This window comes from Dysgonomonas termitidis (assembly GCF_054657735.1).
In genome coordinates this window covers 1,915,194-1,936,402 of record NZ_BAAHYD010000002.1, presented here as the reverse complement: position 1 = coordinate 1,936,402, position 21,209 = coordinate 1,915,194, and the positions used below count along the sequence as shown (strand labels likewise).

General features: G+C 41.7%; 18 protein-coding genes. 7 read left to right on the top strand and 11 right to left on the bottom strand.

What is annotated here, in order from left to right:
* Positions 1–39: 39 nt before the first annotated feature.
* The gene (locus ACYQ3L_RS12255) at positions 40–993 is read right to left on the bottom strand and encodes a hypothetical protein (protein ID WP_379999031.1); all 954 of its coding nucleotides are present in this window, start codon (positions 991–993) and stop codon (positions 40–42) included.
* 191 nt (positions 994–1,184) lie between these two features.
* Here ACYQ3L_RS12255 and ACYQ3L_RS12250 point away from each other — a divergent pair, with 191 nt between their 5' ends.
* Positions 1,185–3,725, top strand: a complete 2,541-nt coding sequence (locus ACYQ3L_RS12250) for an alpha/beta hydrolase family protein (RefSeq protein ID WP_379999033.1) — start codon at positions 1,185–1,187, stop codon at positions 3,723–3,725.
* A gap of 89 nt (positions 3,726–3,814) precedes the next feature.
* On the opposite strand, the gene ACYQ3L_RS12245 is transcribed toward ACYQ3L_RS12250, so the two are convergent.
* A complete protein-coding gene (locus tag ACYQ3L_RS12245) occupies positions 3,815–4,294 on the bottom strand; it encodes a hypothetical protein (RefSeq protein WP_379999034.1) in 480 nt (159 codons plus the stop codon).
* Between the two features lie 12 nt (positions 4,295–4,306).
* A complete protein-coding gene (locus ACYQ3L_RS12240) occupies positions 4,307–5,221 on the bottom strand; it encodes a dimethylarginine dimethylaminohydrolase family protein (protein WP_379999036.1) in 915 nt (304 codons plus the stop codon).
* Between the two features lie 857 nt (positions 5,222–6,078).
* On the opposite strand from ACYQ3L_RS12240, the gene ACYQ3L_RS12235 reads away from it, so the two are divergent.
* Entirely contained in the window at positions 6,079–6,504 is a 426-nt protein-coding gene (locus tag ACYQ3L_RS12235; protein WP_379999038.1) for an organic hydroperoxide resistance protein, read from the top strand.
* Between the two features lie 148 nt (positions 6,505–6,652).
* Here the strand turns inward: ACYQ3L_RS12235 and ACYQ3L_RS12230 are convergent, their stop codons facing one another.
* The 4 genes from ACYQ3L_RS12230 to aldA form a co-directional block, all read right to left on the bottom strand.
* Positions 6,653–7,231, bottom strand: coding sequence for a LutC/YkgG family protein (locus ACYQ3L_RS12230; protein WP_379999040.1), 579 nt, complete (start codon positions 7,229–7,231; stop codon positions 6,653–6,655).
* Between the two features lie 2 nt (positions 7,232–7,233).
* Positions 7,234–8,613 (bottom strand): lactate utilization protein B, encoded by a 1,380-nt coding sequence (locus tag ACYQ3L_RS12225; RefSeq protein WP_379999042.1) that lies wholly within the window; start codon positions 8,611–8,613, stop codon positions 7,234–7,236.
* A complete protein-coding gene (locus ACYQ3L_RS12220; RefSeq protein WP_379999044.1) occupies positions 8,610–9,350 on the bottom strand; it encodes a (Fe-S)-binding protein in 741 nt (246 codons plus the stop codon). Before ACYQ3L_RS12220 ends, ACYQ3L_RS12225 begins: the two co-directional genes overlap by 4 nt.
* Positions 9,351–9,438: 88 nt before the next feature.
* On the bottom strand, positions 9,439–10,875 hold the full coding sequence (gene aldA / locus ACYQ3L_RS12215; RefSeq protein WP_379999046.1) for an aldehyde dehydrogenase: 1,437 nt from the start codon (positions 10,873–10,875) through the stop codon (positions 9,439–9,441).
* Positions 10,876–11,044: 169 nt separating this feature from the next.
* Between aldA and ACYQ3L_RS12210 the strand changes: the two genes are divergently transcribed.
* Positions 11,045–11,995 carry an NAD-dependent epimerase/dehydratase family protein gene (locus ACYQ3L_RS12210; RefSeq protein WP_379999048.1) on the top strand — a complete coding sequence of 317 codons (951 nt, stop codon included), beginning with the start codon at positions 11,045–11,047 and terminating at the stop codon, positions 11,993–11,995.
* Positions 11,996–12,052: 57 nt separating this feature from the next.
* Here the strand turns inward: ACYQ3L_RS12210 and ACYQ3L_RS12205 are convergent, their stop codons facing one another.
* The 4 genes from ACYQ3L_RS12205 to ACYQ3L_RS12190 form a co-directional block, all read right to left on the bottom strand.
* Positions 12,053–12,409, bottom strand: a complete 357-nt coding sequence (locus ACYQ3L_RS12205) for a hypothetical protein (protein WP_379999050.1) — start codon at positions 12,407–12,409, stop codon at positions 12,053–12,055.
* 300 nt (positions 12,410–12,709) lie between these two features.
* On the bottom strand, positions 12,710–13,438 hold the full coding sequence (locus ACYQ3L_RS12200; RefSeq protein WP_379999052.1) for a 3-keto-disaccharide hydrolase: 729 nt from the start codon (positions 13,436–13,438) through the stop codon (positions 12,710–12,712).
* Between the two features lie 111 nt (positions 13,439–13,549).
* Positions 13,550–16,135: an alpha-glucan family phosphorylase gene (gene glgP / locus ACYQ3L_RS12195; protein WP_379999054.1), complete on the bottom strand. Its 2,586-nt coding sequence runs from the start codon at positions 16,133–16,135 to the stop codon at positions 13,550–13,552.
* A gap of 177 nt (positions 16,136–16,312) precedes the next feature.
* Positions 16,313–17,965, bottom strand: a complete 1,653-nt coding sequence (locus ACYQ3L_RS12190; protein WP_379999056.1) for a glycogen/starch synthase — start codon at positions 17,963–17,965, stop codon at positions 16,313–16,315.
* Positions 17,966–18,213: 248 nt separating this feature from the next.
* Between ACYQ3L_RS12190 and ACYQ3L_RS12185 the strand changes: the two genes are divergently transcribed.
* From ACYQ3L_RS12185 to ACYQ3L_RS12170, 4 genes are read left to right on the top strand one after another with little or no spacing between them, the layout of a single operon-like run.
* Entirely contained in the window at positions 18,214–18,495 is a 282-nt protein-coding gene (locus tag ACYQ3L_RS12185) for a hypothetical protein (RefSeq protein ID WP_379999058.1), read from the top strand.
* Positions 18,495–19,037 carry a 1-acyl-sn-glycerol-3-phosphate acyltransferase gene (locus ACYQ3L_RS12180; protein WP_379999060.1) on the top strand — a complete coding sequence of 181 codons (543 nt, stop codon included), beginning with the start codon at positions 18,495–18,497 and terminating at the stop codon, positions 19,035–19,037. Before ACYQ3L_RS12185 ends, ACYQ3L_RS12180 begins: the two co-directional genes overlap by 1 nt.
* 56 nt (positions 19,038–19,093) lie before the next feature.
* Positions 19,094–19,882 (top strand): nitrilase family protein, encoded by a 789-nt coding sequence (locus tag ACYQ3L_RS12175; protein ID WP_379999062.1) that lies wholly within the window; start codon positions 19,094–19,096, stop codon positions 19,880–19,882.
* Between the two features lie 22 nt (positions 19,883–19,904).
* A complete protein-coding gene (locus ACYQ3L_RS12170; protein WP_379999064.1) occupies positions 19,905–20,720 on the top strand; it encodes an META domain-containing protein in 816 nt (271 codons plus the stop codon).
* Positions 20,721–21,209 lie beyond the last annotated feature (489 nt).

The window sequence follows — 21,209 nt, the reverse complement described above, 5'->3', positions numbered from 1 at the left end:
TTAAACAAGAAAGTCCGGCATAGAACCGGACTTTTCATCTTATTTCTTATCTTTTCCGAAATGAGAGAATTTAGATACATAGTTATCGGGAATATTTTGACCGTTAACTACTCCCGAAAGTGTAGCTGTACTTAACATATTATTCTCATCGAGAACATATTTATACACGATGTCAGCATAGTCGGACTCCGCCCCGTTCCGGTCTATTTTCTTTATTACCGTTCGCGATACATTATTCACGCTAGCCTTTCCAAGATATTTAGCCGACAGAAAAGGCAAACTGGACATAAACCAACACCCTCCCCTGCTCTTTATACTTATTGTATTCAGAGGCATTTCATATACATAGCTTGCCGACTGAATATATGCAGTCTTGTCATATGTATATATATGATGATAACCGGCCGATGAAGTTACTTCGGTTATATTACCATCTGTAATCACATATTCTTCAGCATATGACAGGGAGTTATTATTTCCACTATAATCATAATGATCCATATTGGTCATATATCCTTCTGCATTATATTTACAGACCGTGGAATCGTTCTGTGTTCTTCTGTTCGATATTAGTTCGCCATCCTTAAATGTCTCTATATTGGTCACATGCAAGGCATAATCTATCTGCTTGTTTTCATTCAGATAAATCAGCAGGCTATCAGAGGTCCGGCTTGTTGCGGAAGAATTCCTTACGCGGGAAAATGAGAAAAATTTGTCTTTATAATCAACCTGAATGTAGTCTCCCCCATCATTATCTATTACGATTATAGAGTCCGCATCATTATAAGTCAGGATAAAGTCGTTACGGAACTGCATCGACTGAATATTATATTCCGGGTAGTCTACACTTTCCAGCAACCAGTAATATTCCGGTTCGGGCTCGGGTTCGGGTTCCGGCTCTTTTTCACGATAAAGCATCAAGTCGCCGCCTGTACAAGAAAAGAATATAATAGCTGATAAAGAAAAAATAATATAGCGTGCTAAGATCTTCATTTTTTATATCAATGATAGTGTTTACTATATGTGTACGTATTATACGTTCAAAGATAATACATTATCCTTAAATAAAGACGCCCCTGCTATAAAACATCTTGTTAAAGAGATGCTTTTCACCACCATTATTCCGGTTGTCTATCGTATAATTCATATCTTTATCGTCTAAACTATAAAATATTATAAAATATATGAAATTACGATTGTCGATTATTGCCCTATGCCTTATATCGGCTATAGGAATGTTTTCTCAGACCAAACAAAAATTGCCTCAGATATATGCAGCTCCGCCCGTTGCTGTTATCAATCCGTTAATTGTAGACTCTACCAATCTGAAAGGAGATAAGTATTCGGAAAAGGATTTATTGAAAATGAGTCTGACCATTCCTGAGCAAACCGCTTTTGTAAGACCTCTCAGATCCGACACTGCCGGATATTTTTATGCGGAGAAGCCAAGGGAAGGTTATACTTTCCAGCTATTCTCATTCTACGTACAAGCCAACCGCTATGCGAAATTATCCTTAAAGATAACCTCTGCGAATATGTTTGAGCTATATGTGGATGGTAAGCTCAGCACATCGAAAACCACCAGAGAAGAAAACTTCAGGAATGAAAAAGAAGTTACGGCTACTTTCAATCCGTATCCCCTATCCAGCCGTGTTGTAATCAAGCTACTGGCTTCGGCGGAAGATAAATCCTCCCCCATCTTCAAAATTGTATTGGAAAATGAGAAGGATGACGACAAAACTTCTTTTTCGGCCCAAAATACAAGCAAAAGGTTTGTAAACTTTACTGATATGCTCTTAGGTAAAAGGGTAACCAATACCAGCATGTCGCCAAACGGACAATACGCTTTGATTTCGTACAGAAATACATTCGGAGAGAAAGGCGTATCCACAACCGAATTACATAATGTCACTACAGGCAAACAAATCCTTCTGGATACCGATGGCAGTAAAAAACAGTTAAGCTGGATGCCTGTAAGCGAAAAAATGTTCTACACACTAAAAACCGAAGATGGTACAAATCTGATTACCATTGATCCGGCGACATTACAGGAAACGGTCTTTGCAAAGAACATTCCGGACGAGTATATGACTTTCTCCCCGGATGAAAGAACCCTTTTCTATACCAAACAGGAAAAGGGCGAAGAGACCAAAGGGGATTTGAAACTTTTATTATCACCGGAAAACCGTCAGCCGGGATACACCAACCGTTCGTTCATCTATAAATACGACATCAGATCGGGTCTAAGCCAGCAACTTACATATGGCTCGCATACCACATGGCTCAACGATATCAGTGCCGACTCAAAACAGCTTCTGGTTTCTTTTACCGATGAAACAGTGACCGAACGTCCGTTCCGTAAATACACAATGCTCAAGTTGGATTTGCCCACTATGACTGTAGATACTTTATGGACAAACGAAGGCTTTGCACATGGCGCGTCTTTCTCTCCTGACGGGAAAAAGGTCCTCATTTCGGGTTCAGGCGAAGCCTTCGGCGGTATAGGACAAAATATAGATGCCGGACAAATTGCCAATAGCTATAATGGTCTCGCATTTATCATGGATTTGAGCACAAAACAGATTGACCCGATCACAAAGAACTTCGATCCGAGCATCGATAATAGTTTCTGGAACAAGAAAGACAATCTGATCTATTTCCGTACTACCGACAAGGACTACGTGAATATGTATGCATACAATCCTTCCGGCAAGACTTTCACTAAATTACCATTGAATGAAGAAGTCATCCGTTCATTCTCTACGGCTGACAATGCTCTGTCCGCAATCTATTTCGGTGTGAGCCGGTCAAACTCTACCCGTGCTTATCTGTATGATGTAAAAAACCAAAAGTCGACAATGATAGCCGACCCATACAACGACAGGTTATCGGAAATGTCCCTTGGAAAAGTAGAAGACTGGAACTTTACCAATTCCGCAGGAACAGAGATAAAAGGCAGTTGTTACCTGCCGCCAGACTTCGACGCGTCCAAGAAATATCCGATGATCGTATATTACTACGGAGGTACCAGCCCTACTTCCCGTACATTTGAGGGGCCGTATCCTGCTCATGTGTTTGCATCGCAAGGCTATGTGGTATATATTATACAGCCGAGCGGCGCAACCGGATTCGGACAGAAGTTTGCAGCCTTACATGTCAATGCATGGGGTAAACGTACAGCCGAAGATATCATAGAAGGCGTAAAACAGTTTGTCAAAGAACACCCATATGTAAATGATAAGAAGATCGGCTGTGTAGGCGCCTCATACGGCGGATTTATGACCATGTACCTGCAAACCCGGACAGATATATTCGCGGCTGCCGTATCCCACGCGGGAATCAGTTCCATCAGCAGCTACTGGGGCGAAGGATACTGGGGATACACTTATAGTTCGGGTGCAAGCGCGCACAGCTATCCGTGGAATAATCCCGACCTGTATGTAAAGCAAAGTCCGTTGTTCAGCGCCGACAAAGTACACACTCCTATTCTGTTTACGCACGGTACGGTCGACACCAATGTGCCTATAGGCGAAAGTATCCAGATGTACACAGCTTTGAAGATATTGGGACGCCCGGCAGAATTCATACAGGTGAAAGACGAAAACCACGGAGTAATGAACTACAAGCGGCGTGTGGAATGGAACAATTCCATCATGGCATGGTTTGCCAAATGGCTGAAGGACGATAATAGCTGGTGGAAAGGACTTTACCCCGACGCAAAATAAGTTTATGAATGATGAGTTATAAGTTATGAATTATAAATGTTTAATATCCGTACAACTTGTAATTCATAACTTATGACTCATCTTTATTATCATAAAGAAAGAATGAGTCCCAAGCGTACGAAAAATTGATTGTTGCCGCGCGATACATTCATATCGTACCCTGTCTTTATATAAAACAAACTATACGCGCACATAATATTGGGAGTAAGCACAATCCCGCTCGACTTCTTCTCATGGAAGTTTCGTAAATACCCCGCATCGCACGATAACCACAAAATACTTCTATCGGCATAATCTCCAAAGACCATACTTGCAAAATCCAATGTGGGTGAAATAGCCTTCGTATTCAATCCGGAAAGTTTAGTACTACCTCCTGTATAATCCAAGCCTCCGAACAAGAAAAAATTTACATCTCCTTTATATGTATAATATCTGGTATGTACATTGGCTGCAAACTGAACTTTCTCACTTTTTGCCGCTTGTATGCCTGCGCCGATCATCTGCGCGGATGCAGCAATGGGTACAAGCACAAAAGCTAATAGGAGAATCAGGGATTTCAGCATATTCATTTTCATACCGGATTATTCCCTTACTAACGGCAATGTAGAGCAACGGAGCAACCCGCCCATTTTGGATATTTCGAAATAAGGGACAACCTCTACTGTCAACCCCCATTCATCGGCCAGATGTCGGTTAAGGCGCGTAAAACGTTCCTCGCTTACAACAACCGTAGGAGATATGGAAAATATATTCGTATTCATATAATACATTTCTTCCTGTGTAACCTCGAAAATATTCTTCCTACCGAAGAAATCAACCAGATAATGATAGTCTTTTTCGTGCTTGAAACCATCTTTATAGATAATAGCCTTGCCATTGCCGACAGGCATGAAAGTACAATCGAGATGCAGGATGCCTTTACGAGGATCAGTATCATCTTTTTCCAACTCTAGTGCCACAAAATTCTTCTCAGGATATAATTCCCGAAGGAATGCTATTGCGTACGCGTTTGTTCTGGCAGTTTTGTATTCGGGGTAATCTCTTTCCATATATGTGCCCACAAAGACGGTATCACCATATAGTACCACATCTCCGCCTTCTACATGCGCTTTCTCCGGCAGGTTATATATTTTATTGAAAGCTATCCGGCTATAGATAGGCGCATATGCCTCCTGTTCATCTGCCCGGTCGGGTATAATATTTGATGTGATGATCTTATCGTCAATTACAAATGCTACATCACGGGCGTAGACCTGGTTACAGTTGGGCAAAATAAGAGGACGAAGAACTTCCACATCGTACTTTAAGAAAACTTTTTCAAATGCGGTCATTTCATCAGCGATACTCTCCTCTTGCGGATAGGTCCCATTCAGTACGGACTCATACGATTTGGCATCATATGTATCCTCCAGTGCAGGTTCTTTTCCCAATGAATACGGTTGTCCCAGCACAACGGTTTTCAGCGGTGCAGTTTCATTTTGTATATTTAGTATCATAATCTTCCATTTTGTACAAAGATAGTGCTTTTATAAAAATAAGGGGTATCCCTTTAAGCCTTTAGGATAAATGCACGAAAATTGGTAACTGAACCACCTGTTAAATATTTACATTTATTAACCATAAAGTATTAAAACTTGACACATCTGACACTTTTTTTACTATTTTTATTCTGTTATTTTTGTATTTTTTAACTATATATAGTTAAAAGGTAACATTTATTTCAGTTAACAGTCAGCAGTCAACAGTATTTCACGCAGAGACGCTAAGACGCAAAAGGTAACAAAGGTAACAGATATATCAGTTAACAGTAAACAGTAAACAGTAAACAACCCGTATCTTGTATCTCGTATCTTGTCTACTTGCAACCCGTAACTGCCCGAAGGGCGAAGTAACTCGTAACTATATCAAAAAAGTTACAAAAGTTACACTTTTTCCACTATTTTTTATCTGTTCCTTTTTTCCCTCTCTGTAAGTCCCCTTTGGGGGCAGGGCTGTTAAGTTCTAATTATTTATACCCTCTGTGTCATGTTGAACGGAGTGAAACATCTCGTTTCTCAGGGTCGGGATACTTCGTTCCACTCAGGATGACAGCAGAAAATAACAGAACAAAGAAGAGAACTTAACAGCCCTGCCCCTTGGGGAAGTTGGAGGGGACTATCATTCTTTCAAAGAACTATAAGCTATAAGCTAAAGGCTAACAGCTCCACTCTATAGATAAACTTTTTCAAAAAATATAAACTTTGCGCCATTGCCCTGTTAAATCTTATTTTCCTTTATTATAGCTATCATTGAACAATACAAGTCTTACTATTGTTTTATTATATTAATCAGGCAAATTATAAAAAACAGTAGTATGGAAAAAATGTACACAGCAGTAGCTACTTCTGTTGGAGGAAGAAGCGGTAGTGTCAAGTCTTCGGACGGAGTACTGAACCTGGAAGTGAGACCTCCAAAAGAAATGGGTGGCCCGGGTGGTAATTACACAAACCCTGAACAACTTTTTGCAGCAGGTTATTCCGCCTGCTTCGGCAGCGCATTAAGCCATGTTTCATTAGCAAAAAAAATTCACATAAAACCGGAAGTAACCGCCAGGGTAAGCATCGGCTCTAAAGAAGGTGGAGGCTTTCAACTGGCTGTGGAAATGGATGTACATATAAAAGGGATCAGCCAGCAAGAAGCTGAAGAACTGGTTAAAGAGGCACATCAGGTATGCCCTTACTCCAATGCTACACGAAACAATATAGAAGTGACTTTGAAAGTAACTACAGAGAATAAATAGTCAAGCAGTTTTTTACTGCCCTGTATTTATTATTACATATGGATTGATTTTTTGGATAAGAGGCGTGAGCATAAACTCACGCTTTTTATTTAATAATAATATTGTGTTGAATTAGAGAAGGGCGAAAAATCTTTCACACCTGCATTCTCTACTTCAATATCACGGTCACTCCTTTTGCACCATGTGCGCCTACAACCAGCGACTGCTCTATATCAGCCGTTTTGGACGGACCGGAGATAAATACGCCGAAGCCATAATCGTTGAATGTGAGTTTATCATAGGCTTCATGCATATTATTCACCACATTCTCCTTATCAAGTACGATAACAAGATATTCCGAAATAAAATATACTACTTTCTCCTTTACATTTTGCGGAATCCAGACACATCCGTTTTCGGCAACGCCCACCTCTCCCTCTATTATAGCCAGGTCGGTCCCGTTCAATTCGTACGGGTCCGCAACATTATCCGGATTAACGGTTGCAATGGTTATATCCGGTAAGTTGGAGGCTATCACTTTAGCGTCCGCATACAGAGAGCCGATAACTTTATTTATATCTTCATCATCATTCAGGATAATGGCATCTCCTCCCACAACCTTGCTTACGTCTATAAATTGGGCTATTTTATCGGGATACTGTATCCCTTCTATATCTATATCGGGCATTTTATACCTGTCGGTTATATGTTGCCTTATATTTTCTAATATATCGTTTTTACTGCTCATCCTTATCTGTTTTTAGTCTGTACTTTCCCCTTTTTCCACATATCGGTAAACGATTCGCTGGCAAAGCGTGGTAGTTCCCGTCCTTTACCCCAGTCGTTCAATCCGTTATACAGCATAAATCGCGGCAGGTGATTTACAACCGGTGCAAATTTCAGCCCTGTTTTGTATAAAGCCGGGTGCATAAACAGGAATTTCATGCCCCACGACATCATCTTCTTCATCTTATCCGCCTTGTGAAACGAATCGAGATTCTGCCGCCAACGGTATATCTGATCTGCCAGATCTATTTTTACCGGACAGACATTGTTACACGAATAACAAAGCGAACAGGCCGAAACGTTATCAGCGTATTCCTCCGGCGATTTCAGCATCCCCAGATTAATACCTATAGGACCGGGTATAAAATAAGTATAGGAATACCCGCCGCTTCTCCGGTACACCGGACACGTATTCATGCATGCCCCGCAACGGATACATTTCAGCGTTTGTATATGTTCTTTATTTCCGAGTATCTCGCTTCGTCCGTTATCGACCAGTATGATATGCATCCCGCAACCTTTGCGCGGCTTCCGGAAATGGGAAGTATAGGTCGTTACAGGCTGTCCCGTGGCCGAACGGGCGAGTAAACGGGTATATATACTCAGGGCTTTGAGATCCGGTATAATTTTCTCTATTCCCATCGATACAATGTGTACTTTGGGCAGAGAGGTACCCATATCAGCATTCCCTTCGTTGGTACAGACTATTACGTCACCAGTCTCCGCCACACCGAAGTTAGCTCCTGTCATACTTGCACCGGCTGTCAGGAATTCGTTGCGCAAATGCTGACGGGCTGCGCGGGTAAGGTATGTAGGGTCACTGTTATCTTTTTCGGTATGCAATTTATCTTCGAAGAGTTTGCCGACTTCCTGCCGCTTCAGGTGAATCGCAGGCATTACAATGTGGCTCGGCGGCTCATTCATCAGCTGGAGAATGCGCTCACCCAAATCACTCTCGACCACATCGATACCTTTTTCTATGAGGAACGGATTCAAATGACATTCTTCCGTAAGCATGGATTTACTTTTTACCAGCTTCTTTACATTATGTTTCGACAGGATATCATAAACAATTTGGTTATGTTCCGTCGCATCTTTTGCCCAATGAATAATTACACCGTTGGATTCGGCATTACTGACAAATTTTCCAAGATATTGGTCGAGATGGGTAATCGTATGCATCTTCACCTTCGCAGCCAGTTCACGCAAGTGCTCCCATTCGGGGATAGCCATTGCCATACGGTCACGTTTCTCCCGTACCATCCAAAGGGTTTCGTTATGCCATCTTTCCTGCTCTTTATCAGCAATAAAGCGGTCTGCCGCCTTCGTATGTTTTGTACTCATAGTCCCGCAGCTAAAATTTGAATAACATGAATAAACTTAACCGGAAGTTTCTCTCTGCTAACCACTCCCTGCATATGCATCAGGCATGAACTATCGGCTCCGGTTATATATTCTGCCCCGGTAGCCATATGGTTCCTTACTTTATCCTGCCCCATACATACAGATACGGAAGGCTCTTCGATAGAGAACATTCCTCCAAAGCCGCAGCATTCGTCGACTTTCTGAGGTTCCAGCACTTCTACTCCCTCTATTAAGGACAGTAAATCCCTGACCTTTGAGTAACGGGGAATATTCAATTCGCTTGCCGAAGATAAATGCAATTCCCGTACGCCGTGGCAACTGTTATGTACACTCACTTTATGAGGGAAGTTACCCGGAAGTTTGTCCACTTTCAATATATCGTGAAGGAACTCGCACAGGTCATATATTTTTCCGCTTGTCCGGCAAAAATGCTGTTCTTTCTCCAGCAGGCGGGGATAATTTTCTTTTACAAAAGCGGCGCAACTGGCCGACGGAGCGACAATATAGTCGTATTTGCCGAAAAGTTCTTCGAACTGTTTTGCCAAAGGAATGGCTTTGTCTTCAAAACCTGCATTTGCCATAGGTTGCCCGCAACAAGTCTGATCGATGGGATAATCCACATCCACACCCAGATAATCGAGGAGCTTGTATGAGGCTACCCCCACTTCGGGATATATGGCATTTACATAGCAGGGGATAAATAATCCTACTTTCATCTTTATCTTAAATTAGTTGATCGCTATAAAGGTAATAATATAAAAAACTCAAAGCCAGCAGACTTTGAGTTTTTTATTATTAGACTTATCAGCCTTTTGTTTCCAGATACACTACATGTGTCTGAAGATATTCTTCAAGTCCGTGTTTACCATCGGCGCCGCCGATTCCCGATTTACGCCATCCGGCATGGAATCCCTGCATAGCCTCGAAGTTTTCACGATTGATGTATGTTTCACCGAATTTAAGCGCTCTTACCAGTTTGAAAGCTGTATCCAGGTTCTGAGTATAAACGGAGGATGTCAGTCCATATTCACAATCGTTAGCCCATTCAATAACGTCGTTTATATCGGAAAATTCAACGACAGGCAATACCGGGCCAAATGTTTCTTCCTGTATAATATCCATTTTCTGAGTAGCTTCCGCAAGAACAGTAGGCTCGAAGAAATAGCCTTTCGTTCCGATACGCTTGCCGCCACAAAGAAGTTTACAGCCCTGGTTTATCGCTTTCGCTACTTTTTCTTCCACCGACTTCAATGCATTAGCTTCTACAAGCGGCCCCATATCCAAATCCACTACTTCGGAAGGATTACCGGCTTTTACAGCTTTCATACCCGCAACCAACTTCTCAAGGAATATGTCTTTCACTTTCTTGTGTACATATACCCGTTCGGCACAGTTACAAACCTGCCCTGTATTGATAACACGGGATGCGATTATCGATTTCACCGCGAGATCGAGGTCGGCATCGTCCATAACGATAGCCGGAGCTTTACCTCCCAGTTCGAGCGAAACTTTAGTAACATTTGCCGATGCAGCAGCCATAGTTTGTACGCCTGCTCCTACACTACCTGTAAGACTCACCATACCTACTTTCGGATTGGCAGCCAGTTCGTGCCCGATAACCGAACCACGTCCCATTATCAGGTTGAATACTCCGGCAGGGAGGCCTGTTTCTTCAACTATTTGGGCAAATACATATGCGTTTTCGGGTGTGATCTGGCTCGGTTTTACCACTATTGTGTTTCCCGTCACCAATGCCGGAGCTGCTTTACGGGCTATGAGGAAGAACGGGAAATTCCACGGAAGAATACCGGTTGTAACCCCGATCGGTTTTTTAAACAGGAAAATATTTTCGTGCGGACGGTCGCTCTGGATAATTTCACCTTCATATCTGCGTGCCCATCCTGCCATATATTCGAGGTAATCGGCTGTGAAAAGGACTTCTACATTTGCCAGCCCCTGTGTTTTTCCTCCTTCACGAACGATTATATCAGTCAGTTCTTTTTCTCTTTTACGGATTCCTGCTGCAATTTTTATCAGGTAACCCGCCCTTTCCACAGCAGGAGTGGCGGCCCATTTGTCCTGCGCCTTTTCGGCAGCATCGATTGCCTTGCGGGCATCTTCAACCGTTCCTTCAGGTTGTCGAGAGATTACTTCTTCTGTCGACGGGTTCAGTACGTCTATCCATTTTCCGGATGCGTTTTCTATAAATTTGCCGTCGATAAACATTTTTAGTTCTTTCATGGTGTTTAATGTTTATATTATTAATATACAGGTATTCCAAGCCTAAATCGGGAAACTAAAATTATAAAAAAAATAGCATACCGCATTACAAAATTTGATATTATAGTTTCAATAAATGACCATATAGCAATAAACTAAACTTATCTTTACAGTTTAAACTAAACTTAACATGAAACGAATAGCAATAACGGGAGCGGCAGGCAACCTTGGCGGATTATTAGCTCAGGGAATGAAAGATATGAATGTAAATCTGAACTTGCTGATACATAAAAAAGATGCCGCCGATAATCTGAAAGAGAAAGAGAATATATCCGTTTTTAAAGTAGATTTAGCAAACAAGGAGACATTGCGCGATGCACTCGAAAATGTCGATGTAATCGTTCATTTTGCGGGAATATTATTCAAAGCGAATCCCGAAAAATTCCTGCCGACTACGAATACGCAATATTTCAACAATTTATTAGATGTCGCTATCGGGCAGAAAGTAAAACGCATTATCCTCATCAGTTTCCCCCATGTAGAAGGTGAACGCAGCCCGGAAGATCCGGCGACCGGCGTATTGGATGGGAAACCGGAATCGATGCATGCAAAAACACGTCTCGAGGAAGAAAAACTCTTGTTCCGGTATGGAGAGAAATATGATTTCGAAGCCGTCTCTTTACGTGTAGGGATGGTCTACGGCAAAGGAATCCTTATGATAGATGCAGCACAATGGTTTGCCCGCCACTGGTTACTGGGAGTGTGGAGGAAACCGACCTATATACATCTCATCTCGAAACCCGATTTTGTGGATGCAACTATTGCGGCCACTCTAAACCCCGATATAAAAGGGATTTATCATATTGGGGATGAGGGGGTGCAAACTCTGCAACAATTCCTTGACGATATAACAATCTATAAAGGAAACCGCAAACCGTGGCGTATGCCGGTATGGATGATAATGACGGCAGCCCGGGGTTTTGAAGCATTCTCTACCCTTTTTGGTACCCGAAGCCCGCTGACCGTTGATTTTGTAAAAATAGGAATGGTGTCTTATTATGGAGATACGAGTCGTATGAGAAAGGAATTGCTTCCGGAATTGAAATTCAGGACATACAAAGAAGGATTTGAACTGTTTTGAAAAAATAAAGGGAAGAATAAATCCTTCCCTCCAATTTGTTTAATTAACATCACATCTTTATTTATTAGCTACAAGAACACCTTGTGTCTGCTGATATGTAGCATTTAATATTGCCAGATATTTACGGTATTGCTGTGCAGATAATACAGATCTAGTGTTTGCCAAATTGAAGGCCAAGGCTTTCCAAGCCCCCTCTTTGTCGTTATCCTGCAACGCATTTTTTAATCTCTCAGCCGAATCATAGAATATGTTTCCCAACTGCTCCTTCTGTTCAGGACTAGCCTTTACATAATCGGTTACTGTATTGAATGTTGTTTTGTTATTCAACACCCATAAAACCTCATAATCGTTGCTCGCAAATGAACTGATACTGAACGCCAGTATCGCTACAAATAAAATTGATAACCTTTTCATAACCAAAAAAATTTAATTTAAAAACAATCTTTATTCACTTACAGGCATAAAAAAAACAAAGAAATCCCATCTTATCCATGGTATTCTTTGTTCGTTATACTTGTAAATTATCAATAACCTAATTCACGATACAAATATAAGGAATAACTTTGAAACAAATATCTTTTTGACCGAAAAAATGCGCTTATACTATATATATATTATCTATAAGGCCATTATGTAACGTTTTTGTTTCAAAACTGTTACATAATGACCTCGTAGCCAAATCTGTCAGTTTTTATTCTTATCAGAATATGTCCTCTATAGATTTCGAATCCATATATTACGGAAAGCAACAGCTGTACCATGATCCTGAAGCATCAAAGGTAAGCGCCCGTGGGCCTCATACTTTGGAAAACCAATATATGGAGTATCCCCTTTCAGTATATAATTATTCTGGATCAAAACACCATTAAGCACAACAGTTATCATAGCCGGAGACTCCAGTTTACCGCCGGTGCCGAATACTGGAGCTTTCCAGTAAATATCATATACCTGCCATTCTCCATTTTTTGTGTAAGCGTCGACATCAGGGGCAACCTGTTTGTAGATACTACCTACCATTCCGTTTACATAGGTGGGATTGTTATCTCCGTCCAAGACCTGTACTTCATAGGTACTTTGCAGGAAAATACCGCTATTGCCTCTGTTCTGCCCGTTGTATTTTTCGGGAGCAGGAGATTTAAACTCAATATGTAACTGGCAATCTCCAAAATATTCTTTGGTAGAAACACCTCCCGAACCCGGAACGATCACCATCGCCCCATCCGACACTTTCCATTTGGCATCTCCTCCACCCGTAGAAACCCATTTTGACAAATCCTTCCCATCAAACAAAACAATAGCGTCGGAAGGCGGCTGGTTTAAAACTTTTGCCGGAATAACTTTCGGCGGTTGAGGATAATACCATTCGGTACTTTCGGGCTTCATCTGGGCATTTGATGAAATTGCGGCTAATAATCCGACAGAAAATAAGATAATTTTTTTCATTGATATAATTTTAGTGGAAAACGGTTTCAAAATTAGCAATAAGTTATATCATAAACAAAAAGAAAGCGGCTTCATTACGAAGCCGCCCCCACTATCTTATATCTAAAGTTTTCAGATCCAACGCACATATGCAAAATCCATGCGGTGAGCCATGTCCGGATGTTTAGGGAATACACGGTATGCGAAATTACACAAGCCCGGTATTTTAGCTTCAGCATTCATTTCGAAATACAGTTTCGAACCTTCCTGCTTTACTAACCTGAATTCCTGAGCCGATATGAATTTATCAACCTTCTTCTCCGCGTCATATTCAGTCAGTACGCATTCTACACCCAAATCACCTTTCATTTCCTTTTTATCAAGGACTACTTCCACTTTCATCTTTTCACCTTCGGTAAGGTTAGGAGAAGAAAGCCCGGCCCCGTCTCTTAAATCCTGTCCGTTAAACGTCAATTGCTCTACGGTGAATTTATCCCAATTAGCGGCGGTATCTTCTTTCCATGCAGCCAATTCCTTAGCCTTAGAATAGTTATTGGCTGTAACCAGTTTAGAACGGCCTTCTTCGGGTTTATAGAAGTTCTTGATATAATCGTCGATCATACGCTTGGTTGTATATTCCGGCGCGATATTGGCGATAGAGTTCTTGATATATTGAATCCATTCGGGGGAATATCCTTTCGAATTACGGGCATAATACAACGGCAGTATCTCGTTCTCGAACATAGCATATATTTCCGAGGCATCCAGTTCATCCTGATATGCCTGATTGGTATAAGTCCGCTTTTCTGTCAGGCACCAGCCGGCATCCTTACGGTAGCCTTCATACCACCATCCGTCAAGGACAGAGAAGTTGAGCACTCCGTTCATCTCAGCTTTTTCGCCGGATGTACCGGAAGCCTCCAATGGGCGTGTCGGTGTATTCAACCAGATATCAACACCCGAAATAAGGCGTTTGGCAAGACGCATATCATAGTTTTCAAGGAAAATGATCTTTCCGAAAAATTCAGGACGGCGCGAGATCTCTACAATCTGCTTGATCAAACCTTGTCCGGCTCCATCGGCCGGGTGGGCTTTTCCTGTGTACAGGAACTGTATCGGATATTTTTCGTTATTTACAAGTTTCGACAAACGGTCGAGATCGGTAAACAACAAATGAGCGCGCTTATATGTCGCAAAACGTCGGCCAAAACCTACCAACAGCGCATCCGGATTGATTTTATCCACAATATTGAATATTGCGGACGGCGCTTTCTGGTTCTTTATCCATCCTTCTTTCATTTGCTCCTGAACATAAGAAACCAAACGCTTCTTCATCGCCAGACGCAGTTTCCATATTTCAGCATCGGGTACGCTGTATATATTATCCCATATTTCATGATTAGACTGGTCGTTATAGAAATTCTTATCGAATGTCCTCTCATATAGTTCTTTCATTTCCTTTGCAGTCCATGTCGGCATGTGTACACCATTGGTTACATGTCCTACATGTAGCTCTTCAGGAAAGTATCCCGGCCATACAGGCTGGAACATATGGCGCGAAACGATTCCATGCAGGTAACTTACGCCATTGGCTTCGAGACAGGTATTGAGCGCAAACACACTCATACTGAATTTTTCCCCGCTTCCCGGATGCTCACGCCCCATATCTACAAAATCCTGCCATGAGATACCCAGGCGGGCCGGATAGCTGCCAAGATATTTACCGAGCAAACCTTCATCGAAATAGTCGTGTCCTGCCGGAACCGGAGTATGCACTGTGTACAGACCCGAAGCACGTACAACTTCCAATGCCTGATTGAATGTAAGCCCTTCACCTTCGATAAGATCAAGCAGACGCTGAACATTAATCAATGCGGCATGGCCTTCATTACAATGATATATTTCTTTCTTAATTCCCAGTTTGTTAAGTAGCAAAATACCACCGATACCTAACAAGTATTCCTGTTTCAGACGGTTCTCCCAGTCTCCGCCATATAGCTGGTGAGTAATTGGACGGTCATATTCACTGTTCAGATCCAGATCGGTATCAAGCAAATACAGGCTAATACGGCCTACGTTCACTCTCCATACATTTGCATAGATATCCCTATCAGGGTACGGCACAGCCAGGATCATCTGGTTTCCGTCTTCGTTCAATACCGGATCGAGCGGTAATTCGCCAAAATTCTGTGGCTCATAATTAGCCACCTGTTGGCCATCAGGAGAAATAGACTGAGTGAAATATCCATAACGGTACAGGAAACCAACCCCTGTGAGGTCTACGTGGCTATCACTGGCTTCTTTCAGATAGTCGCCGGCCAATACCCCAAGACCTCCTGAATAAATCTTCAATACATGCGAAAAACCATATTCCATACTGAAATATGCAACGGATGGTTTTGCTTTATCAAATTTTTCGGCTATATATGATTCGAAATTCTTAATCACTTTTTTCACTTTATCCATCAGGATAGAGTCTTTAAGGATTTCATCAATTCTTTCGTAAGAAATTTTCTGTAGTAAGATAACCGGATTGTGTTCGCTTTTTCTCCAAAGTTCAGGATCAAATTCGGCGAAAAGGTCTGTTGCGTCGTTGTTCCATACCCACCACAGGTTACGTGCCATTTTTTCCAATGGCAGCAATTCTTTCGGCAGATTCACTTGTGTATAAGCACTCCTCCAAGAGGGAGTGTTAGAATAACTTGCTTTAATTCTCATAAATATATTATTTAAACTGTATAGATTCCTATCCTCGCTCCTTTTATAACGGATATGTTTTGTGGTTTGTTTAATTTCGCGAAGCTACAAATATAATAAATCTGATGCTTCTTTTCCCTATATATTTTGTTTAAGTTTCCCCGGCTTATTGCAAACGTTTGCAATAAGCCGGAAAAATCAGGTCCTGTTTGCGGCTTCGGCCAGGGCAAGGCGGTAAGCATCCTGATAATATTTGAAGAAATGTTTCCAATCGGCCATATCAGCCCTGTCCAAAGCCGCCTGACGCAGTATCCTCTCCTGTTCATTACTTTTTGTCGTCATTTCGAATACGCGGTTGCAGATATCTTCCGATACTTCAATAAAGTTGTAATCATCACGGGTTATAACCTCTGCTCCGTCATCCATTCCTTTTTCATCGCCCATCTTACGCATCCAGAGTCCGAATCCGGCCAGGGAAGTAGTAATGGTAGGTACGGAGAATGCAATGCTTTCGTGTGGCGTATAGCCCCAGGGCTCATAGTAAGAAGGGAATACAGTGACATCCAAGCCGATAAGCAAATCATAATACGGCATATTGAATATACCATCATTGCCGTTGAGATAAGACGGAACAAAAATAATTTTCACCCGGTCTTCCGCTTTATTTTCCATTTTCAGATAACTGATCTGGTTCAATACCGAATCGTGGTTCATATTGCGGAGCCAATGAGTTATATGCGGATGGCTGAGAGCAGCAACCGGAGTCTTCTTCAGTTTTAACCTGTCCTGCAGATCGGCACGGGGCCCGCTAATCCACGCTGGCACCATTATGAACGCAATCACGTCTTTTTCGAGTTGCTTTATCTGCTCCAAGCGGTGCATGGCGTCGATGAATACATCTATACCTTTGTTGCGATATTCATAACGCCCGCTGGTTGCAACCAGTAAAGCGTCTTCCTGGATATCATATCCCAATAATTTTTCTGCTACGTTTATAAGTTTCTTACGGGCGGCAAGGCGTTTTTCTTCGTGCTCCTGTCCTACCGGGATAAAATCTTTTTCGAATCCGTTAGGCGTCACTACAGGATCGCGATGAAGCAACTGGCGGCACTCACGGGCTGTAATATCGCTCACTGTCGTAAAACAGTCGACATGCTGCGCGGCAACCTTTTCTATGGAATGCTTTGCTTCCATGTTCAGCTCGCGCGCCATCTGGTCGCTATCATAGGCCGACAGATAATTGTAAAGAGGTTTGCCGTTTCCGGCTATAGAACGCCCGATAGACGTGGCGTGCGTAGTAAAGAGCGTCCCCACTTTGGGCAGGCGGTCTTTTATATACAGTGCACCCATTCCCAGCATCCATTCGTTGAAGTGGGCGACTACATTTTCATCCTGAAGTTTGTGATATTTATAAAAACTTTCGATGACAGCACCTGAAGCATATGCAAACATACAGGACTCGTCATAGTCACCATAGGCATGCAGGGAATCCACGCCGAATTTATGCCACATGTCACCATAAATCGCATCCTTAGCGGGAAAAAACTGGTTAAAGTCGACAAGCACCACGATAGGTTGTCCGGGAACATCCCAACGGCCGACACGAATGTTCAACCGGTCCTGCTTCATCGCAGTTTTTTTCCAGTCCGGCAAAAGGGTTTTATCTTCTTTAAACCACGGACTTTCTTTTTCAGTCCATACATCCGGTCCTATAAATATAACTTTGTCCCTGCATATATCCTGCATCGACTTAGCCCGGGTAGATAATACCGTATATATCCCTCCTACTTTGTTGCAAACCTCCCAACTTGTTTCGAAGATATAGTCGGGATTATCATTTTGTTTTGCCATATTATGCTATATACTGTATCGTTTTGTGGTTTCTTTAATTTAATACTTATTAATTTTCAATGCGTAAGTTTATCAGTATCTTTTTTAGTACCTTTGCTCCGCAACCTAAGGTTCCAGATCTATTTATTGTATGTCTAAATAAAACGCCGGTGCCGGTTATGATTTAAAGACAAGACATTAAATCTCTCTTTCCTTTAAAAAGGAGCACAAAGATAATAAAGATATAAACGTATAAAAAATATTTTCTTATGAGTAGCAGGCGAAAACTAAAAAAAAGTATAATTGCAACGATAGAATTATTATATACAGACTGTCTGTTTTATAAGATATTCGTAGTCGATGCAGACAAGGAGGCAGCCGATAAAGTCATTACCCGTATAGTAGAAGTACAGAATGATCTGTTGAAACGGGTGAATGTAAATGAAGGTAAAGAAGTAAAAGGCAGGGTTAAATCTTATTACAAAAAATTAAGAGTTGACATTCAGGAACAAACAAATTCAATTGCCAAAGAAATAGCGTCATTGGGTTAATGAAAAGTTTTAGTAAATTTATTCTCCGCCTTACCGGCTGGAGAATTACAGGGCATACAGACCTTCCTGAAAAATGTGTCATTTGTGTAGCTCCGCATACCAGCAACTGGGATTTGCCTTTAGGGTTGACAGTTTATAGTGCATTAGGAAGAAAAGCATCGTTCCTGATAAAAAAAGAATGGTTCTTCTTCCCTATGAATCTTATTTTCAAAGGACTAGGCGGTATCCCCGTGGACCGTTCCCGGAAAACTTCTCTGACAGAACAGATGTCGGAGATATATGCTGAGAAAGATAGCTTCCAACTGGCTATAACCCCCGAAGCTACCCGAAAGTTGAATGCGGAATGGAAAAAAGGATTCTATTTTATAGCCCTGGCTGCTAACGTACCGATCGTTGTTGCGGCACTCGATTACGGAAAAAAAGAAGCTGATTTCAAGAAAATACTGGTGCCCACAGGAGACGTGGACGCCGATCTGAATATAATTAAAGACTGTTATAAAGGAGTAACTGCGAAGCATCCGGAGTATTTTTCTTTAAAATGAAAAACAAAGAGTGAAAAAACGAAAAATATTTTTCACTTTTCACTAAAAAAAATGCTATGCTACAAGACCGTAAGCTCAGGATCAGTCTTGTGCAATACGACATTGCATGGGAAAATAAACAGAAAAACCTTGATTACATACACACTGTTGTATCGGGGCTCGAGGGAAAAACAGACGTTATAACCCTGCCCGAAATGTGTACTACAGGCTTTTCCATGAACAGCCGCAATCTGGCCGAACCGGTTAGCGGCACCTCTATAACCTTATTGAAGCAATGGGCCAGGCAATATGATGTTGCCGTATGTGGAAGTTATATTGCCAAAGATAACGGGAACTTTTACAACCGGGGATTTTTCATTAGTCCTGATAAGGAATTCTATTACGATAAACACCATCTCTTTCGCATGGGGGCCGAACCTCAATCTTTTTCGGCAGGAGGTGAACGTTTGATTTTTGAACATAAAGGCTTCAGTATCTGTTTACTTATTTGTTACGACTTACGGTTTCCCGTATGGGCCAGAAATATTAACAATGAGTATGACCTGCTTATATATACGGCTAACTGGCCGGCTTCGCGGGCAAAAGTATGGAATACCCTGCTAACAGCCCGTGCACTGGAAAACATGAGTTATGTATGTGGTGTAAACCGCATAGGAAAAGATGGAAACGGGTTGGCACACGAAGGCGGCTCAAAAATTATCGATGCTAAAGGGAATGAAATACTTTCTCTCGGTCTGAACCTCGGGGAGGTAAGAACTATTTGTATATCAAAATCGGAGTTGGAACAATTCAGGGCAAAATTCCCTGTATGGAAAGATGCCGACAGATTTGAGCTAAAGGAATAGAATTATTATTAAAATATCAATTATGAAACGTATTTTAAATCCTGCGATTCTTGTTATCGCAATTATAACACTTACATTCGGCTTACAAAGCTGCAATTCGGTAAAGCCAGTTGATAAAACCCAACTCGAAGGTTATTGGACCCTAAAAAAACTGAAAGGCGAAGATGCTAAAACTGCATTTGCAGGAACATTGCCCTATCTACAATTCGATTTTTCCAAAAACCTGATTGCCGGTAATGGCGGGTGTAACGGATTTACCGGAGCTTTTACGCTGACTGATAAGAATGAATTTTCAGCGCCTAATCTGGCTGCTACAATGATGATGTGTGTACAGGCGAATAAAGAACCCCAGTTTTTTACTGCGCTTTCTACTCCCGACCTCATCTTATCGATAGACAAAGATGGATTACTGACGCTGTCTGAAGATAAGACCGTAATACTACAATTCGAAAAAGGTGAAGCGCCCAAGATAACTGCTGCTACGAATATCGTAAATGCGGAAAATCTGGCAGGTGTATGGACTCTTACATCTATAGCAGGTGGTGATATGGCCACACTGTTTACAGGAAAGACCCCTACAATGGAATTTACGGCAGACGGAAGAGCATTTGGCAACGGTGGCTGTAACACATACCGCACAGCATATACATTACAGGAAAACACTGTTACTTTTGGTCCGGTAATGTCTACAAAAATGGCTTGTCCCAGCCTGAAAGGGGAAGATTTATTTACAGGACTTCTCGCCAGTCCTCTGCAAGCAGGATTGAACGGAGATAAACTGACTTTCTTCAAAGACGGAAATGTTGTTCTTGAATTTACAAAAGGCACTGTGGAATAATTTCCCCAACCTCCATTCCAATATGAAAAGCTACAGGCAGAACCTGTGGCTTTTTCTTTTCTGTTTTAGTTTTATAAAAGTTTATCTATATATTAGCTGATAGCCTTTGGCTGTTAGCTGATAGCTCTTTGAAAGGATGAACGAGCCCCCTCAATCTCCTAAGGGGACTTACAGAGAGGGAAAAAAGTAACAGATAAAAAATAGTGGAAAAAGTGTAACTTTTGTAACTTTTTTGATATAGTTACGAGTTACTGCGCCCTTCGGGCAGTTATGGGTTGCAAGTAGACAAGATACGAGATACAAAATACGAGTTGTTGACTGTTTACTGTTTACTGATATATCTGTTACCTTTGTTACTTTTTATATAGTGCTCTTTGTGTAAATCTTTGTGCCCCTTGTGGTAAAGAGATTTAACCACTAAGTACACGAAGGAAATCACAAAGGGCACAAAGACTAAAAAGACTGTTACCTTTGTTACCTTTTGCGTCT

Bases quoted from the DNA above. Each gene is read 5' to 3' on its own strand.
- ACYQ3L_RS12240 (WP_379999036.1), bottom strand. From the start codon at position 5,221: ATGATACTAAATATACAAAATGAAACTGCACCGCTGAAAACCGTTGTG.
- ACYQ3L_RS12235 (WP_379999038.1), top strand. From the start codon at position 6,079: ATGGAAAAAATGTACACAGCAGTAGCTACTTCTGTTGGAGGAAGAAGC.
- ACYQ3L_RS12180 (WP_379999060.1), top strand. From the start codon at position 18,495: ATGAAAAGTTTTAGTAAATTTATTCTCCGCCTTACCGGCTGGAGAATT.
- ACYQ3L_RS12210 (WP_379999048.1), top strand. From the start codon at position 11,045: ATGAAACGAATAGCAATAACGGGAGCGGCAGGCAACCTTGGCGGATTA.
- ACYQ3L_RS12255 (WP_379999031.1), bottom strand. From the start codon at position 993: ATGAAGATCTTAGCACGCTATATTATTTTTTCTTTATCAGCTATTATA.
- ACYQ3L_RS12175 (WP_379999062.1), top strand. From the start codon at position 19,094: ATGCTACAAGACCGTAAGCTCAGGATCAGTCTTGTGCAATACGACATT.
- ACYQ3L_RS12170 (WP_379999064.1), top strand. From the start codon at position 19,905: ATGAAACGTATTTTAAATCCTGCGATTCTTGTTATCGCAATTATAACA.
- ACYQ3L_RS12185 (WP_379999058.1), top strand. From the start codon at position 18,214: ATGAGTAGCAGGCGAAAACTAAAAAAAAGTATAATTGCAACGATAGAA.
- ACYQ3L_RS12225 (WP_379999042.1), bottom strand. From the start codon at position 8,613: ATGAGTACAAAACATACGAAGGCGGCAGACCGCTTTATTGCTGATAAA.
- ACYQ3L_RS12220 (WP_379999044.1), bottom strand. From the start codon at position 9,350: ATGAAAGTAGGATTATTTATCCCCTGCTATGTAAATGCCATATATCCC.
- ACYQ3L_RS12200 (WP_379999052.1), bottom strand. From the start codon at position 13,438: ATGAAAAAAATTATCTTATTTTCTGTCGGATTATTAGCCGCAATTTCA.
- ACYQ3L_RS12230 (WP_379999040.1), bottom strand. From the start codon at position 7,231: ATGAGCAGTAAAAACGATATATTAGAAAATATAAGGCAACATATAACC.
- ACYQ3L_RS12250 (WP_379999033.1), top strand. From the start codon at position 1,185: ATGAAATTACGATTGTCGATTATTGCCCTATGCCTTATATCGGCTATA.
- ACYQ3L_RS12190 (WP_379999056.1), bottom strand. From the start codon at position 17,965: ATGGCAAAACAAAATGATAATCCCGACTATATCTTCGAAACAAGTTGG.
- ACYQ3L_RS12245 (WP_379999034.1), bottom strand. From the start codon at position 4,294: ATGAATATGCTGAAATCCCTGATTCTCCTATTAGCTTTTGTGCTTGTA.
- ACYQ3L_RS12205 (WP_379999050.1), bottom strand. From the start codon at position 12,409: ATGAAAAGGTTATCAATTTTATTTGTAGCGATACTGGCGTTCAGTATC.
- aldA (WP_379999046.1), bottom strand. From the start codon at position 10,875: ATGAAAGAACTAAAAATGTTTATCGACGGCAAATTTATAGAAAACGCA.
- glgP (WP_379999054.1), bottom strand. From the start codon at position 16,135: ATGAGAATTAAAGCAAGTTATTCTAACACTCCCTCTTGGAGGAGTGCT.